This window comes from Streptomyces sp. NPDC053541 (assembly GCF_044544705.1).
GTDB lineage: Bacteria > Actinomycetota > Actinomycetes > Streptomycetales > Streptomycetaceae > Streptomyces.
Window position 1 is genome coordinate 39,367 of record NZ_JBITXM010000010.1, and the last position, 16,116, is coordinate 55,482.

Sequence of the window (16,116 nt, forward strand, 5' to 3'; positions counted from 1 at the left end):
ACCGCGACCATGACCAGCAGCACCGACATCGCCGTCGTCGGCATCGGCCTGCGCTACCCCGACGCCACCACCCCGGCGGAGTTCTGGCGCAACATCGACCGCGGCGTCGTCTCCATGCGCGAGATGTCCCCCGAGCAGCTCAAGGCCGCCGGCGTCACCGACGAGATGCTCGCCGACCCCTCCTTCGTCCGGGTCGCCACCTCGCTGCCCGGCGTCGAGGAGTTCGCCTCCGAGTTCTTCGGCTACCCGCCGCGCGAGGCCGAGACCATCGACCCGCAGCAGCGCATCTTCCTGGAGGCCTGCTGGGAGGCCCTGGAGGCGGCCGGCCACCCCGCCCGCAAGGACGCCACCGACGGCCCGGTCATCGGCGTCTTCGCCGGCAGCGCCGCCGGCAACTACTCCGCCGCCCTGCTCGCCGCCAAGGCCCGCGAGTCCGGCCTGCGCGCCGCCGTCGACGACCTGGAGCTCACGGTCGGCGGCCAGGCCGACTTCATGACCTCCCGCGCCGCCTACAAGCTCGGCCTGCGCGGCCCCGCCCTGAGCATCCAGACCGGCTGCTCCTCCTCGCTGTACGGCGTCCACTACGCCACCCTCAGCCTGCTCTCCGGCGAGTGCGACATCGCCCTGGCCGGCGGCGCCACCGTCCTGGAGCCCTTCCGCGGCTACCGCCACCAGCCCGGCGGCGTGCTCTCCGAGGACGGCTACTGCCGCTCCTTCGACGCGAGCTCCACCGGCACCACGTACAGCTCCGGCATCGGTGTCGTCGCCCTGCGCCGCCTCGACGACGCCCTCGCGGACGGCGACACCGTGCTCGCCGTGATCCGCGGCAGCGCCGTCGGCAACGACGGCGGCGACCGCCTCGGCTTCGTCGCCCCCAGCCCGCGCGGCGTCGCCGACGTCATCGCCGCCGCCCTCGGCACCGCCGGCGTCACCGCTGACAAGCTGCGCTACGTCGAGGCGCACGGCACCGCGACCCCGGTCGGCGACAACATCGAACTCCTCGCGCTCAACCGGGCCTTCCGCGCCACCACCGACAAGACCGCCTACTGCGCGCTCGGTTCGGTCATGTCCAACATCGGGCACACCGGCCCCGCCGCCGGCATCGCCGGCTTCATCAAGGCCGTGCACGTCGCCCGCACCGGCAAGATCCCGCCGCACCCCACCTTCGAGAGCCCCCGCGACCCCGACATCCTCGACGAGAGCCCCTTCTTCGTCACCACCGCCGGCGAGGACTGCGCCGACGCCGACCGGCACGTCCTGGTCAACTCCATGGGCGTCGGCGGCACCAACGCCGCCGTCGTGCTCGCCGCCCCGCCCGAGCCGGTCCGCCCCGCCGCCCCGCGCCGCGCCACCGTCCGCCTCGTGCTGTCCGCCCGCACCCGCGCCGAGCTCGACCAGAGCTGCCGCCGGCTCGCCGACGCCCTCGACGAGGGCGGCCTCGACGCCGAGGACGTCGCCCACACCCTGCGGGTCGGCCGCGCCTCCTTCGACGAGCGCCGGGTCGTCACCGCGCCCCGCGAGCGCCTCGCCGCCGCCCTGCGGCTGCCCCGGCCGCCGGCCGTCCGCACCGAGCGCTCCACCGGCCGCCGCCCCGTGCTCGTACTGCCCGCCGACGGCGCCCCGCAGCCCCCGGCCGCCCTCCTCGCCGGACTGCGCGCCGCGCTCCCCGGCCTCGGCGAGCCCCTGACCGGCCCCCAGGACACCCGGCCCGAGGGACGCTTCCCGCTGTACGTGGGCCACGGCGAGCCGGGCCGCGACCGGCACGTCCTCGCCCTCCCCGCGCCGGACGCCCCGCTCGACGCCGAGGCCCTGGCCGAGCTGCTCGACGACGCCGTCACCACCGCCTGGCTGCACGGCGCCGAGGTCGACTGGACCGCCCTCGACGGCGCCCGCGGCCGCCGCGTCACCCTCCCCACGTACCCCTTCACCCGCAAGCGGCACTGGGCCCTCGACCGGCTGACCTACGACGGCCCGGTCGCCGCCGCGCCCGCCGCCCCCGGCACCGGCGGCACCTCCACCGCCGCCGAGGGCAGCGTCGAGGCCGGCATGGTCCAGCTGTGGAAGGACCTCTTCGGGCACGAGACCATCGGCCTCGACGACGAGTTCGCCGCGCTCGGCGGCACCTCGCTGCTCTCCGTCCAGCTCGTCCTGGAGATCCAGCAGCGCTTCGGCGTCCTGGTCAACATCCACCGCGCCGGCGGCAGCCAGGCCACCGTCCGCCGGCTCACCCAGATCGTCGAGGGCCTGCAGAACGGCGCCGGCCTCGGCGACGAGGAGGTCGACCCGGCCGCCGACGGCGACGGCGCCCTCGTCGACGCCGACCTCCAGATCGCCCTCGAACCGCTCGCCAAGAAGACCGCGCCCGGCAAGGACGTGCTGCTCACCGGCGCCACCGGCTACCTCGGCGCCTTCCTCCTCGACGAGCTGGTCCGCGCCTCCAAGGGCCGGGTCTACTGCGTGGTCCGCGCCGCCGACGAGGCCGAGGGCATGGCCCGGCTCAAGGCCACCGCCGCCAAGTTCGGGCTGCCCGAGCCCGACCCGGAGCGCGTGCACGCCGTCCCCGGCGACCTCCGGAACATCGCCGAGGTCTGCGCGTCCTACCGCGACGGCGAGCTCGCCGGCCGCATCGGGCACGTGCTGCACTGCGCCGCGAAGGTCGTCTTCACCGAGCCGTACCGGATGCTCCGCGAGGACAACATCCTGCCGCTCGTCGGCCTGCTCAACTGGATGCGCCCGCTCGGCATCCGCGACATCAGCTTCATCTCCACCGTCGCCGCCACCGCGCCCGCCGGCGCCGACGGGCGCCTCATGGAGACCCGCGAGCAGCCGCTCGACCCGCAGCTCGGCGGCTACGGCGTCAGCAAGTGGGTCGGCGAGCGCATCCTGGAGCGGGCCGACCAGGACGGCATGCGGGTCCGGGTCTTCCGCCCCGGCCTCATCATGGCCTCCAGCAAGACCGGCGCCTGCAACGACAAGGACCTCATCTGGTTCCTGCTCGCCAGCGGCCTCGTCGTCGGCGCCCGCCCGGTCGACGACCGCGGCATGCCGGTCTCCCCGGTCGACGTCCTCGCCCGCGCCGTCGCCGAACTCGCCCTCTCCGGCAAGTCCGTGGGCCGCGCCTACCACCTCGTGGACGAGATCTCGCCCAGCCTGGAGGACCTCTTCGAGGCCCTGCAGAGCGCGGGACTGCCCACCCGCACCGTCCCGCTGACCGAGTGGCAGCGCCTCGTCGCCGAGCGCGCCACCGCCACCGGCAGCAAGGTCCTGTCCGCCACCGCCCTCTACGAGATGGAGGGCCACGAGCTCGACGAGGCCGGCGTGCAGGCCCGCGCCTGGCAGCCCTGGCTGCGCAAGACCGGCCTGTCCCCGCTGGTCACCGGCGAGCAGCTGCGCAGCGGACTGGCCTTCCTGGCCCACCGTACCGAGGACATCGGCTCGCTCCTCCCGGCCCTCAAGGCCGAGGGCGCGGCCGCCGCCACCCAGGGAGAACAGCAGTGACCGACCAGCACACCGACCCCATCGCGGACGCCGGCACGCCCCGCCACCGGCTCGCCGTCATCGGCGCCGGCGTCATGGGAACCGGCATCACCACCCTGGCCCTCGGCCGCGGCGTCGACGTGATCCTGGTGGACGTCTCCGAGGAGATCCTCGACAAGGCCCGTACCGCCGCCACCGGCCAGCTGCGGCTCGCCCGCATGATGGGCAAGCTGCCCCGCGAGGGCGCCACCGGCGAGCTCGTCACCACCACCCGGATCGCCGACGTCGCCGACGCCACCGCCGTCGTCGAGGCCGTCACCGAACTCGCCCCGCTCAAGGCCAAGGTGCTCGCCGAGGTGTCCGCCGTGGTCGCCCCCGGCACCCTGCTGATCTCCAACACCTCGGCCGTGCCGATCGACGAGCAGGCCGACTCCGTCGCCCGGCCCGAGGACCTGGTCGGCATCCACTTCATGAACCCGCCCTACCTGATCCACACCGCGGAGCTGATCCGCGGCCCGCGCAGCGGGGAGAAGGCCGTCGCCGACGCCCGCGCCCTGCTCGAAGCCCTCGGCCAGCACGGCGTGGTCGTGGGCGACGGACCCGGCTTCGTCATCAACCGGATCCTCCAGCGCATGATCAACGAGGCCGCCCGGATCGTCGCCGACGGCATCGCCGACCCGGCCTCCGTCGACGCCGCCTTCGAGGGCTGCCTGGGCCACACCACCGGCCCGCTCGCCACCGCCGACCTCATCGGCCTCGACAACGTGGTCGACTCCCTGCGGGTCCTGCACGAACGCACCGGGGACGCGGGCTACGAACCCTGCGCCCTGCTCCTGGAGAAGGTCGCCGCCGGCGATTACGGCCGCAAGACCGGCCGCGGATTTTTCGAATACGGAGGAAGCACGAAGTGAGCACCCCCACCACCCAGCAGGACACCGCCGCCATCCGCGAGACGCTGACCGCCTTCCTGGAGCAGCGCACCAAGGCCGCCGTCGCCGCCGACGTCGACCTGTTCTCCACCGGCCTGGTCACCTCCCTGTTCGCCATGGAGCTCCTGGTGCACGTCGAGCAGTCCTTCGGCGTCCAGGTCGGCGGCGCCGACCTCACCCTGGACAACTTCCGCAGCGTCGACGCCATGACCGCCCTCGTGCTGCGCCTGCGGGGCGCCGGCGATGAGTGAGGCGACCGTACGCCGCTCCGCCCGCGCCGAGGCGGAGCAGCTGGCCGGCGAGCTGATCGGCGACCGCGCCGACGCCTGGGACCGGGCCGGCGAACTGCCCCTGGACCTGCTGCGCGAACTGGGCGGCAAGGGCGTGCTGTGCGCCCAGGTGCCCGCCCCGTACGGCGGTCTCGGCCTCAGCAGTGCCGACAACGGCGAGCTGACCGCGCACGTCGGCGCGCTGTGCTCCTCCGTCCGCAGCGTCATGACCTCCCAGGGCATGGCCGCCTGGACGATCGAGCGGCTCGGCGGCGACGAGCAGAAGGCCGTCCACCTGGCCGAGCTGACCTCCGGGAAGCTCGCCGGGGTCGCCTTCAGCGAGCCCGGCGCCGGCAGCGACCTCGGCGCCATGAGCACCACCATCCGCGCCGAGGGCGACAGCGTCGTCCTCGACGGCCGCAAGTCCTGGATCACCGTGGGCGCCTACGCCGACCTGCTCGTCGTCTTCGGCCGGTACGGCGAGGGCGCGGGCGCCGTGGTCGTGCCCACCGACGCGCCCGGCGTACGCGTCGAGCGGGTCCCGGACCCGATGGGCTGCCGGGCCGCCGGCCACGCGAACGTCACCCTCGACGGGGTGCGGCTGCCCGCCGACCGGCTCCTCGGCGGCGCCGGACTCCCGGTGGACTGGCTGGTCACCTCCGCGCTCACCTTCGGCCGGGTCTCCGTGGCCTGGGGCTGCGTCGGCATCCTGCGGGCCTGCCTGCGGGCCGCCGCCGCGCACGCCGCCTCCCGCGAGCAGTTCGGCGTCCCGCTCGCCGACCACCAGCTGGTCGCCCGGCACCTCGCCGAACTGCACGTCGCCCAGGAGGCCTCCGCCCGCTGCTGCGAGCAGGCCAGCCGCTGCTGGGACGAGAACAGCCCCGAGCTCGTCACCGCCGCCGTCACGGCCAAGCACCTCGCCGCCGGGCAGGCCGCCCGCGGCGCGGCCGCCGCCGTCCAGGTGCTCGCCTCCGCGGGCGCCCGGGACGGCGGGCCGGTGGCCCGCGCCTACCGGGATGCCAAGCTGATGGAGATCATCGAGGGCAGCAACGAGATCAGCCAGCTGCTGCTCGGCAAGCACGCCCTGGCGGTGTGGTCATGAGCCACGACACCTCCGTCGGCATCGGCCTGGTGCACACCGTCCTGCCCACCGAGCGCACGCCCCTCGAACAGCTCCCCGAGTTCCCCGGACTCGCCCCCGAGGAAGCCGAGTTCGCCCGCGGCAGCGGCATCGCGACCGTCGGCGTCCTGGAGGACACCACCGCCGGCGACCTCGCGGTCCGCGCGGTCCAGGGCCTCCTGGAGCGGCTCGACGCCGGCGAGGGCTCCGGCGAGGGCGGCACCGCCCGGCCCGACACCCTGGTGCTCGTCGGGCCCCGCGCCCCCGACGTGCTGCTCGGCTCGGACGCCTGCCGCGTCCAGGCCGAGGCCAAGCTCGACGGCGCCTTCGCCTTCACCCTCGACGGCCTCGGCTGCACCGGCTCCAGCGCCGCCTGGGCACTGGCCCGGGACCTGCTGCTCGCCGACCCGTCCCGCCACAGCGTCCTCGTCGCCCACGGCAGCCGCCCCACCGGCTACGACCGGGTCCGCCACCCGGTCACCGTGATCGGCGACGGCGCCTACGCGATGACCCTGGTCCGCGGCGGCCGGCCGGTGCTGCGCGCCCACCGCCAGGAGACCGACGGCACCTTCCACGACCTGTTCCGCGTGGACTACAAGCAGGTGCCGTCCTACGAGTGGCGTGAGGAGTGCGCCTCGCCCGACCGCTACCGGTTCGAGCTCGCCATGAACAGCCGCATGCGGCTGTCCCGGATGGTCGACGAGGTGCTCGCCGACGCCGGCGTCGACAAGGGCGCCGTCGCGACCACCCTCATGCAGAACGTCACCGCGAGCGCCTACCAGTTCTACGAGACGCTCCTCGGCCTGCCCATCCACCCCGTCTGCGGCGAACACCTCGCCGCCTACGGCCACCTGGGCGCCATGGACGTCGTGCTCAACCTCGACCGGCTCCTCGCGGCCGGCGAACTCGCCCCGGGCGACCTCGTGCTCGTCCTCAACAACAGCCCGGTCGCCGCCTGGGCCGTGACCCTGTGGGAGGTATGACCATGACGGAGACCGTGCAGGACGTCACGCACGTCAAGTGCCTGGTGTGGGACCTCGACAACACCCTGTGGCAGGGCACCCTGCTGGAGGACGGCGAGGTCCGGCTCCCCGACGAGATCCGCGAGGTGATCACCACGCTCGACGAGCGGGGCATCCTCCAGGCCGTGGCCAGCAAGAACGACCACGACCACGCCTGGGGACAGCTGGAGAAGCTGGGCGTCGCCGAGTACTTCGTGCACCCCCGGATCGGCTGGAACCCCAAGTCCGGCTCCGTCCGCGACATCGCCGAACAGCTCAACTTCGCCCTGAAGACCATCGCCTTCATCGACGACCAGCCCGCCGAGCGCGCCGAGGTCGCCCACCACCTCCCCGAGGTGCGCTGCTACCGCGCCGAGGAGGCCCTGGAGCTCACCGGCCGCCCCGAGTTCAGCCCCGTCACCACCGCCGACTCGCGCCGCCGCCGCGAGATGTACCAGGCCGGCTTCCGCCGCGAGGCCGCCCGCCAGGACTTCACCGGCGCCGACGAGGACTTCCTGCGCACCCTCGACCTCGTCATGACCATCCGGCGGGCCGCCGAGGAGGACCTCGCCCGGGTCGAGGAACTCACCCTGCGCACCAGCCAGATGAACGCCACGGGCGTCCACTACGGAGACGCCGAACTGCGCGCCCTGCTCGCCGATCCCGGCCACGAGGTCCTGGTCATCTCCCTCGCCGACCGCTTCGGCGACCACGGCGCCGTCGGCATCGTGCTCCTCCAGCGCCTCCCCGGCGTCTGGCACCTCAAGCTGCTCGCCACCTCCTGCCGGGTCGTCTCCTTCGGCGCCGGCGCGGTCATCCTGCGCTGGCTCACCGACGGGGCCGCCGCCGCGGGCGTGCACCTCGCCGCCGACTTCCGGCGCACCGAGCGCAACCGCATGATGGAGGTCGCCTACCGCTTCGCCGGCTTCACCGACGACGCCTGCCCCTGCGCCGCCGCCGTCACCGGACCGGACCGCGAGGGCATCGAGCTGCTGCACATCGAGCCCGCACGCCAGGAGCCGCCGACCACCATGCGGCTGGACGCGCCCGACCTGACCGTGCCCGCCGGCGAGGTGTCGCATGGCTGACCCGCGGCTCCCCGCCACCCTGTACGCGTGGTTCGACCGGACCGCCGAGCGGCACCCGGACGAGCCGGCCCTGGAGGCGGGCGGGGCCACCCTGAGCTACCGCGAGCTGCGCCGGGCCGCCGAGCACGTCGCCGCCCGCATCGTGGACGCGCACGGCACCGCGCCCCGGCGGATCTCCGTCATGGCCACCCGCTCCGTCGCCGTCCTCGCCGCCTACCTCGCGGGCCAGCGGCTCGGCGCGACCGTCACCCCGGTCAACCCAGGCTTCCCGGTGGCCCGCAACCGGATGATCGTCGAACTGTCCGGCGCCGAGGTGCTCGTCGTGGACGCCGCCGACGCGAGCCAGCTCGACGGCGAGCTCGCCGGCGCGGCCGCCACCGAACTGCGCCTGGACGCCGCGGAGGTGGCCGGAGCGGGGCGCGCGGCGGACCTGCCCGCGCCCGGGCTCCCGCCGTACACCACCGGGCCGGACGACGTGGCCTACGTGCTGTTCACCTCCGGCTCCACCGGCCGCCCCAAGGGCGTGCCGATCCGGCACCGCAACCTCACGCCGTACCTCGCGCACAACATCGCCCGGTACGGCATCGGCCCCGGCTGCCGCACCTCGCACACCTTCGACCTCACCTTCGACCCCTCCGTCTTCGACCTGTTCGTGACCTGGGGCGGCGGCGGCACCCTCGTGGTGCCCGGCCGGGCCGAACTCCTCTCGCCCGTCGACTACATCGCGGACAACGGCATCACCCACTGGTTCTCGGTGCCGTCCGTGGTGTCCGTCAGCGCCCAGCTGGACAACCTGCCCACCGGGCTCGCCACCAGCCTGCGCTCCAGCGTCTTCATCGGCGAGCAGCTGTCCTACGACCAGGCCCGCGCCTGGCACGCGGTGGCCCCGCACGCCGCCCTGGAGAACGTCTACGGTCCGACCGAACTCACCGTCGCCTGCACCGAGTTCGCGCTGCCCGCCGACCCGGCCGACTGGCCCGCCACCTCCAACGACACCGTGCCGATCGGGCCCGTCTACGACTTCCTCGACCACCTCATCCTGGACGAGGACGGCCGGCCCGCCCAGGAGGGCGAGCTGGTCGTGCGCGGCCCGCAGCGCTTCGACGGCTACCTCGACCCGGCCGACAACCGGGGCCGCTTCCTCGCCCACGACGCGGAGCACGGCGTCACCCCGTACGAGGGCGAGGGCCCGCTCACCCCCGCGCACTACTACCGGACCGGCGACCGGGTGCGCTGGGAGGACGGGCGGCTCGTGCACCTCGGCCGCCTCGACAACCAGGTCAAGGTGCGCGGCTACCGCATCGAACTCGGCGAGATCGAGGCCGCGATGCGCCGCCACCCCGACATCGCCGAGGCCGTCGTCATCGCCCTGCGCGACGGCGACGACGTCGAACTCGTCGGCTGCCACACCGGCACCCCCGTCGAACCCCAGCCGCTCGCCCGCTGGCTGCGCAAGCGCGTACCGGTCCACATGGTGCCCCGGCGATTCCGGCACCTGGACAGCCTGCCGCTCAACCCCAACGGCAAGGTCGACCGGCCGCGCATCGCCCGCGAGCTCCAGACCCCCCACGACCTCGCCGCGGCCGGACCGGCCGGCGGCCACGGAGGCCACCATGGCGCTACTCGATGACATCGTCCCGCCGCCCGGCATCGTCCGCACCCTCTGCCTGAGCAACTTCGCCAAGACCGCGGGCCACGGTGTGCTCATGGCCGTCAGCGTGCTCTTCTTCACCCGCACCGTCGGCATCCCCGCCGAGCAGGTCGGCCTCGCGCTCAGCATCGGCGCCGCCATGGCGATGGCCGCCAGCATCCCGGCCGGCCGGCTCGCCGACGTCGTCGGCCCCCGCAACACCACCGTCGGCTTCCTGCTGCTGCTCGGCGTGTTCGTCGGCGCCTACGCCTTCGTGGAGAGCTTCGCCGCCCTCGTCGTCGTCACCAGCCTCGCCCTGATGGCCGAGTCCTCCACCGACGCCGCCCGCGGCGCCCTGATCGCCGGCCTCATCCCGCAGGAGGAACGGGTCCGCGCCTGGTCCTACATGCGGGCCGTGTCCAACCTCGGCGTCACCCTCGGCGCCGCGGCCGGCGCCGTCGCCCTCTGGTTCGACAGCCGCCCCGCCTACGTGGGCCTGCTCATCGCCGGCGGCGCCATGTTCCTGATCGCCGGCGCCGCCTACCTCACCGTGCCGTCCGTCGACCCGGCCCCCAAGGAGCGGACCGGCCCCAAGTGGGTCGTGCTGCGCGACCTGCCGTACGCGGCCGTCGCCCTGCTCAACTCGGTCCTGGTGATGAACGTCGCCATCCTCACCGTCGCCCTGCCGATCTGGATCACCGGCCACACCGAGGCCCCCAAGTGGCTCTACTCGGCCATCCTGATCCTCAACACGATCATGGTCGTGCTGTTCCAGGTGCGGGCCGGCAAGGGCAGCGAGACCGTCCGCGGCGGCGCCCGTACCCTGCGCCGCTGCGGCGTCTTCCTCGCCCTGTGCTGCGGACTCTTCGCGCTCGCCGCCGACCGCCCGGTGTGGGTCGCCGTCGCCGCGCTGCTCGCCGGCGCCGTCGTCCACGTCATCGGCGAGATGCTCTACAGCGCCGGCTCCTGGTCGCTCGCCTTCGGCCTCGCCCCCGACCACGCCCAGGGCCAGTACCAGGGCATGTTCGGCATGTCGACCCAGCTCGGCTCCATGGTCACCCCCGCGCTCGCCACCCTGCTCATCGTGAAGCTCGGCTGGCCCGCCTGGGTGGTCTTCGCCGCCCTGCTGCTCGCCGCGGGCCTCGCCGCCCCGGCCGTGGCGTCCTGGGCCGAACGCACCCGCAAGCCGGCCCCCGAGGCGGGCGCCGAACCGGCCGTGGCCTGACCGCCGCCCCAACGGAGAAAGCCCACCATGGACTTCAGCCTCTTCTACTTCGCCAACGACAGCACCGAGGCCACCGGCGACCGCTACCGACTCCTCATGGAAGGCGCCACGTTCGCCGACCGCAACGGCTTCAGCGCGGTGTGGACCCCCGAACGGCACTTCCACCCCTTCGGCGGCCTCTACCCCAACCCCTCCGTCACCGGAGCCGCCGTCGCCGCCGTCACCGAACGCATCGGCATCCGGGCCGGCAGCGTCGTCGCCCCGCTCCACCACCCGCTGCGCATCGCCGAGGAGTGGTCGGTCGTCGACAACCTGTCGAACGGCAGGGTCGGCCTCTCCTTCGCCTCCGGCTGGCACGCCACCGACTTCGCCCTGCGCCCCGAGAACTACGCCGACCGCCGCACGATCCTGCTCGAACAGGTCGAGCAGGTCCGCGCACTGTGGCGCGGCGAGAAGATCACCGTCACCGACGGCGTCGGCACCGAGCAGCGGCTCGGCGTCTACCCGCCGCCCGTCCAGCCCGAACTCCCGGTCTGGGTCACCAGCGCCGGCGGCGTCGAGACCTTCCGCAACGCCGGCCGCTCCGGCGCCGGACTGCTCACCCACCTGCTCGGCCAGGACCTCGACGACCTCGCCCACAAGATCGGCGAGTACCGCAAGGCCGTCGCCGAACTCGGCCGCCCCGACGGCTGGACCGGCCACGTCGCCCTCATGGTGCACGCCTTCCTCGGCGAGGACGAGGACGCCGTACGCGACACCGTCCGCGCCCCGCTCGGCGCCTATCTGCGCAGCTCGCTCGGCCTGCTGCTCGGCTCGCAGCTCGACGGGCGCCGGATCGACGCCTCCAGACTCGCCCCCGAGGACGTCGACTTCATCGTCGCCCGCTCCTTCGACCGCTACTTCGACGACGGCGGCCTGCTCGGCACCGTCGACAAGGCCGAGCGGATGGTCGAGCGCTTCCGCGCCATCGGCGTCGACGAGGTCGCCTGCCTGATCGACTTCGGCCTGCCCACCCCGGCCGTCCTCGCCGGCCTCGAGCACCTGAACCGGCTCCGCGAGCGGACGGCGGCCTGACATGACCGACGCACCGCACACCCTCCCGGCCCCGGGCGGCATCGTCGACTTCGAGGTCGTGCTGCCCTCCTCCACGGTGGAGGTGGCCGAACTGCACGCCGCCTCCGGCGTGCCCGTCGCCGACATCCTCGCCATCACCCACACCGCGGAGTTCCCCGCCCTCGACGAGGACGAGGCCGCCTGGGAGCTGGCCGCGGCCGCCGGCCGCACCGTCCTGGAGCGCACCGGCGTCGACCCCGACGCCATCGGCCTCGTCGTCTACGCCGGCTCGGGCGAGTGGGACCTGCCCTTCTGGTCGCCCGCCGCCAAGGTCGCCGACGACCTCGGCATCGGCAACGCCCACTGCTACGAGGTCACCAACTTCTGCAACGGCGCGATGACCGCGATCCGCACGGCGCTCGCCGAACTCGCCCTGAACCGCGCCCGGTACGCCCTCGTCCTCATCGGCGACCGGCTCAGCCGGCTGGTCGACCACGAGGACGCCGAGTCCAAGCACCTGTTCAACTTCGGCGACGCCCCGGCGGCGGTCCTCCTCGGCCGCGAGAACACCCTCCTCGACGTGCTGACCTCCGCCACCCGCACCGACCCCTCCTGGGCCGACTACTACTCCGGCGACGTCGAGGACGACCGCGTCCTGATGCGCCGCCGGGGCCGCCGGCCCGGACTCGGCGACGCCTACCTGGAGAACTTCCCGGCCCGGGTCCACGACGTCCTGGACACCCTGGGCCGGCGGATCGACGACGTCGACTGGTTCCTCGTCAACCAAGGGGACAAGGGCATGCACGAGAAGCTGCTCGCCAAGCTCGGCATCCCGGCCGGCAAGAGCGTCTTCAACTACCACCGCTACGGCCACATGGGCGGCTCCGACCCGTTCCTCGCCCTGCGCGACCTGATCGGCGAGGACCGCATGACGCCCGGGGACCTGGTCCTCGTCGCCTCCAGCGGCATGGGCTTCAGCTGGGGCGTGACGGCGCTGGAGTACCGAGGCCGATGACCGCCCCCGTACGCCCGTACGCGGGCTGGAAGGACCTGCGGCGCCACCTCGCCCCCGTGGCGGAGCCGCCCGCCGGCCCGGCGGCGGGGGAGCCGTTCACGCTGCTCCTCACCCACCACGCGGGCGGCTCGGCCGCCGCCTTCGCGCCGCTGCTGCGCCACCTGCCCGCGGACTGGCGGCTGCTCGCCGTCGACCTCCCCGGCCGGCTGATGGCGATGGGGGAGGGCGGCTGCCGCACCACCACCGAGGCGGTGGAGTGGCTGGCCCCGCTCACCCGGCGGGTGCTCGACGGTCCCCGCGGCCCCTACGGCGTCTTCGGGCACAGCATGGGCGCCCTCATCGCGTACGAACTCTCCCGGGCGCTCTCCCGGGACGGCCGCCCGCCCGTCTGGGTCGGCCTGTCCGGCGCGCCCGCCCCCGGCCACCGGCCCGAGCGCGCCCAGCGCCACCTGTGGACCCGGGAGCGGCTGACCGCCTTCCTGCGCGAGCTGGGCGGCACGCCGGAGGAGGTGCTCCAGGTCCCCGACCTGGTCGGCCCGATGGTCGAGGCGCTGCGCGGCGACCTGTCGATCGTCGACACGTACGAGGAGCACCCCGGCCCGCCGCTGGGCGTCCCGCTCTCGCTGTTCACCGGCGAGGACGACCCGGTCGCCCACCCCGGCATCGCCGCGCCCTGGGCCGGGCACACCACCGGCCCCACCGCCCGGCACTCCTGGCCCGGCGGCCACTTCTTCCTCTTCGAGCACGCGGCGGAGGTCTGCGCGCGGATCGCCCGTGACGTGGCCGCCGCCCGCCGCACCCGTCCCGTGAGTCCTTCTTCCTCTCCTTCGGAGGCACGCTCATGACCCGTCGACTGTTCACCTCGGAGTCGGTCACCGAGGGCCATCCCGACAAGATCGCCGACCAGATCAGCGACACCATTCTGGACGCCCTGCTCGCCCAGGACCCGGCCGCGCGCGTCGCGGTGGAGACCCTGATCACCACCGGCCAGGTGCACGTGGCCGGCGAGGTGTCGACCAGCGCGTACGCGCCGATCGCGCAGCTGGTCCGGGACCGGGTCCTGGCGATCGGCTACGACTCCTCGGCCAAGGGCTTCGACGGCGCCTCGTGCGGGGTGTCGGTGTCCATCGGCGCGCAGTCCCCGGACATCGCGCAGGGCGTGGACACGGCCTACGAGTCCCGGGTGGAGGGTTCGGGCGCGGACGACGAGCTGGCCGCGCAGGGCGCCGGCGACCAGGGCCTGATGTTCGGCTACGCGTGCGACGAGACGGCCGAGCTGATGCCGCTGCCGATCGCGCTGGCGCACCGCCTCTCGCGGCGGCTGACCGAGGTGCGCAAGGACGGGACGATGCCGTACCTGCGCCCGGACGGCAAGACGCAGGTGACCATCGAGTACGAGGGCGACCGGCCGGTCCGGCTCGACACGGTGGTGGTCTCCTCGCAGCACGCCTCGGACGTCGACCTGGACTCGCTCCTCGCGCCGGACGTCCGCCGGCACGTCGTCGAGCACGTCCTGGAGGCGCTCGCCGCGGACGGCATCAAGCTGGAGACGGCCGGCTACCGGCTCCTTGTGAACCCGACCGGGCGCTTCGAGATCGGCGGCCCGATGGGCGACGCCGGCCTCACCGGCCGGAAGATCATCATCGACACGTACGGCGGCATGGCCCGGCACGGCGGCGGCGCCTTCTCCGGCAAGGACCCGTCGAAGGTGGACCGTTCGGCCGCCTACGCGATGCGCTGGGTCGCCAAGAACGTCGTCGCCGCCGGGCTCGCCTCCCGCTGTGAGGTCCAGGTCGCGTACGCCATCGGCAAGGCCGAGCCGGTCGGCCTCTTCATCGAGACCTTCGGCACCGAGCGGGCGCCGGTGGAGTCGATCGAGCGGGCCGTACGGGAGGTCTTCGACCTCCGCCCGGCGGCGATCATCCGCGACCTGGACCTGCTCCGCCCGATCTACTCGCTGACCGCCGCCTACGGGCACTTCGGCCGCGAGCTGCCGGAGTTCACCTGGGAGCGCACCGACCGGGCCGAGGCACTGACCGCGGCCGTGGCGGCCGTGGCGGCCGACACGGCCGACACGGCGGAGACGGCGGAGACGGCGGAGACGGCCGGTTCGGCCACCGCGGCCGGCTGACCGGATCCGGCCATCGGGACCGCCGTGGCCGCCGGGCCGTCAGGGATCGCAGGGGCGCTCGTTCTCCGGCTCCGGGAGCAGCCCCTTGGTCGCGATCAGATAGCCGAGCTGGGCCCGGCTCACGCTGCCGAGCCGCCGGGATATCCGGCTGATGTACTCGGCCACGGTGCGCCGGCTGATGCCGAGGCCGCGGGCGATCTTCTCTTCGGTGTGCCCGGCGACCAGAAAGCGCACGATGCTCTGTTCCAGCTCCGAAACGACGATTTCCGGCCGTTTTCCGGCGGCCGGATCGACCGGGGTGCCGCGGGCCCACGCGTACTCGAAGACATTCGCCAGATAGCGGACGATGCTGGGGTCCCGGACCTCCAGCGCCTCGTCGGGAGAATCGGAAAGGGTCGGAATGAATGCGACCGTGCGGTCGCAGATGATGACCCGGTCGAACATCTCGTCCACGGTCCGGACACTTCCGCCGGCTTCCGCGACGGTCCGGATGTATTCCGCGGTCGGCGGATGGTTCCATACCGCATGCTGATAAAGGGTGCGTTGCGAGACGCCCCGTGACAGGAGTTCGAGATTGCGCCGCACCACCGTTTCCAGGATCTCCGGGGGCCGGCGGCCGCCCGGCTGGGCGGTCAGCAGCTCGGCCTTGCAGAGCCCGACCGCCACGTCGATCGTCGCCGCGATCTCACCGGCGCCCTTGAGCACCGTCGAGCACTGCGTCCCGCTCTGCCGGGCCTCGAAGTACACGGCCTCGGCCGTCTCGAAGGACTTGGTCAGGGCGTCGAGCCGGCGCCGGCCCTCCGCGAGCGTCCGCTCCAGGGGAGCCATGGTGCGGCCCGCGGCGATGGCCGGGGTGACCGGGGAGAGCAGTCCGGGCTCCCCGGCCGCCGGCACCAGAAGACCGAGTGCCGTCGCACAGTGCACCGGCGGCTCGGCCGGTGCCGATCCCGCGGCGACGGCGCTTTCGTAACGACGTAGACCGGGCTCGCACAGTCCTGGTCCACATGGCGTGCTATCACATCCTGTTTGCGACATTTGCCCCCCTGCGTGATCATGCGCTGCGCATACATGTTAGGTCAGGGCGTTGTTGCGGCAACCGCGCGCCGGAAACCATGAGTGAACCCTCTCCGACTCGGTTCGAACCGCATTTACCAAGGGATGGAAATGGCACCCTCAAT

Annotated in this window: 13 protein-coding genes; 12 read left to right on the forward strand and 1 reads right to left on the reverse strand. The window is 73.7% G+C overall.

Translation table 11 applies throughout. The features are described 5' to 3' along the window. The first annotated feature begins 9 nt into the window (after window positions 1–9). Genes ACIGW2_RS24830 through metK form a run of 12 tightly spaced genes read left to right on the forward strand, consistent with a single transcriptional unit; the run spans window position 10 to window position 14,938 of the window. Complete coding sequence (locus ACIGW2_RS24830) at window positions 10–3,498, forward strand: beta-ketoacyl synthase N-terminal-like domain-containing protein (protein ID WP_399845973.1); 3,489 nt, start codon at window positions 10–12, stop codon at window positions 3,496–3,498. Beyond that, a complete protein-coding gene (locus ACIGW2_RS24835) occupies window positions 3,495–4,388 on the forward strand; it encodes a 3-hydroxyacyl-CoA dehydrogenase family protein (RefSeq protein ID WP_399845976.1) in 894 nt (297 codons plus the stop codon). The genes ACIGW2_RS24830 and ACIGW2_RS24835 overlap by 4 nt, the downstream gene beginning before the upstream one ends. Continuing rightward, entirely contained in the window at window positions 4,385–4,657 is a 273-nt protein-coding gene (locus tag ACIGW2_RS24840) for an acyl carrier protein (protein WP_391656638.1), read from the forward strand. Before ACIGW2_RS24835 ends, ACIGW2_RS24840 begins: the two co-directional genes overlap by 4 nt. Continuing rightward, entirely contained in the window at window positions 4,650–5,777 is a 1,128-nt protein-coding gene (locus ACIGW2_RS24845; protein ID WP_399845980.1) for an acyl-CoA dehydrogenase family protein, read from the forward strand. Before ACIGW2_RS24840 ends, ACIGW2_RS24845 begins: the two co-directional genes overlap by 8 nt. After that, window positions 5,774–6,778: a 3-oxoacyl-[acyl-carrier-protein] synthase III C-terminal domain-containing protein gene (locus tag ACIGW2_RS24850; RefSeq protein ID WP_391656636.1), complete on the forward strand. Its 1,005-nt coding sequence runs from the start codon at window positions 5,774–5,776 to the stop codon at window positions 6,776–6,778. Before ACIGW2_RS24845 ends, ACIGW2_RS24850 begins: the two co-directional genes overlap by 4 nt. A 2-nt stretch (window positions 6,779–6,780) precedes the next feature. Next, window positions 6,781–7,884, forward strand: a complete 1,104-nt coding sequence (locus ACIGW2_RS24855) for an HAD-IIIC family phosphatase (RefSeq protein WP_391656635.1) — start codon at window positions 6,781–6,783, stop codon at window positions 7,882–7,884. Then, window positions 7,877–9,514, forward strand: a complete 1,638-nt coding sequence (locus tag ACIGW2_RS24860) for an amino acid adenylation domain-containing protein (protein WP_399845984.1) — start codon at window positions 7,877–7,879, stop codon at window positions 9,512–9,514. The genes ACIGW2_RS24855 and ACIGW2_RS24860 overlap by 8 nt, the downstream gene beginning before the upstream one ends. Further along, the gene (locus ACIGW2_RS24865; protein ID WP_361578042.1) at window positions 9,498–10,739 is read left to right on the forward strand and encodes an MFS transporter; all 1,242 of its coding nucleotides are present in this window, start codon (window positions 9,498–9,500) and stop codon (window positions 10,737–10,739) included. The genes ACIGW2_RS24860 and ACIGW2_RS24865 overlap by 17 nt, the downstream gene beginning before the upstream one ends. A 27-nt stretch (window positions 10,740–10,766) precedes the next feature. Then, complete coding sequence (locus ACIGW2_RS24870; RefSeq protein ID WP_391656632.1) at window positions 10,767–11,813, forward strand: MupA/Atu3671 family FMN-dependent luciferase-like monooxygenase; 1,047 nt, start codon at window positions 10,767–10,769, stop codon at window positions 11,811–11,813. A gap of 1 nt (window position 11,814) precedes the next feature. Beyond that, window positions 11,815–12,807 carry a 3-oxoacyl-ACP synthase III family protein gene (locus tag ACIGW2_RS24875; protein WP_399845989.1) on the forward strand — a complete coding sequence of 331 codons (993 nt, stop codon included), beginning with the start codon at window positions 11,815–11,817 and terminating at the stop codon, window positions 12,805–12,807. Next, on the forward strand, window positions 12,804–13,652 hold the full coding sequence (locus ACIGW2_RS24880; RefSeq protein WP_391656630.1) for a thioesterase II family protein: 849 nt from the start codon (window positions 12,804–12,806) through the stop codon (window positions 13,650–13,652). Before ACIGW2_RS24875 ends, ACIGW2_RS24880 begins: the two co-directional genes overlap by 4 nt. After that, entirely contained in the window at window positions 13,649–14,938 is a 1,290-nt protein-coding gene (gene metK, locus ACIGW2_RS24885; RefSeq protein WP_399845994.1) for a methionine adenosyltransferase, read from the forward strand. Before ACIGW2_RS24880 ends, metK begins: the two co-directional genes overlap by 4 nt. A gap of 39 nt (window positions 14,939–14,977) precedes the next feature. On the opposite strand, the gene ACIGW2_RS24890 is transcribed toward metK, so the two are convergent. Further along, window positions 14,978–15,766, reverse strand: coding sequence for a LuxR C-terminal-related transcriptional regulator (locus tag ACIGW2_RS24890; RefSeq protein ID WP_391656628.1), 789 nt, complete (start codon window positions 15,764–15,766; stop codon window positions 14,978–14,980). Window positions 15,767–16,116 lie beyond the last annotated feature (350 nt).

Excerpts from the sequence above, each read along its gene's own strand:
- ACIGW2_RS24830 (WP_399845973.1), top strand. The coding sequence starts at position 10 with ATGACCAGCAGCACCGACATCGCCGTCGTCGGCATCGGCCTGCGCTAC.
- ACIGW2_RS24845 (WP_399845980.1), top strand. The coding sequence starts at position 4,650 with ATGAGTGAGGCGACCGTACGCCGCTCCGCCCGCGCCGAGGCGGAGCAG.
- ACIGW2_RS24850 (WP_391656636.1), top strand. The coding sequence starts at position 5,774 with ATGAGCCACGACACCTCCGTCGGCATCGGCCTGGTGCACACCGTCCTG.
- ACIGW2_RS24855 (WP_391656635.1), top strand. The coding sequence starts at position 6,781 with ATGACGGAGACCGTGCAGGACGTCACGCACGTCAAGTGCCTGGTGTGG.
- ACIGW2_RS24860 (WP_399845984.1), top strand. The coding sequence starts at position 7,877 with ATGGCTGACCCGCGGCTCCCCGCCACCCTGTACGCGTGGTTCGACCGG.
- ACIGW2_RS24865 (WP_361578042.1), top strand. The coding sequence starts at position 9,498 with ATGGCGCTACTCGATGACATCGTCCCGCCGCCCGGCATCGTCCGCACC.
- ACIGW2_RS24870 (WP_391656632.1), top strand. The coding sequence starts at position 10,767 with ATGGACTTCAGCCTCTTCTACTTCGCCAACGACAGCACCGAGGCCACC.
- ACIGW2_RS24875 (WP_399845989.1), top strand. The coding sequence starts at position 11,815 with ATGACCGACGCACCGCACACCCTCCCGGCCCCGGGCGGCATCGTCGAC.
- ACIGW2_RS24880 (WP_391656630.1), top strand. The coding sequence starts at position 12,804 with ATGACCGCCCCCGTACGCCCGTACGCGGGCTGGAAGGACCTGCGGCGC.
- metK (WP_399845994.1), top strand. The coding sequence starts at position 13,649 with ATGACCCGTCGACTGTTCACCTCGGAGTCGGTCACCGAGGGCCATCCC.
- ACIGW2_RS24890 (WP_391656628.1), bottom strand. The coding sequence starts at position 15,766 with ATGGCTCCCCTGGAGCGGACGCTCGCGGAGGGCCGGCGCCGGCTCGAC.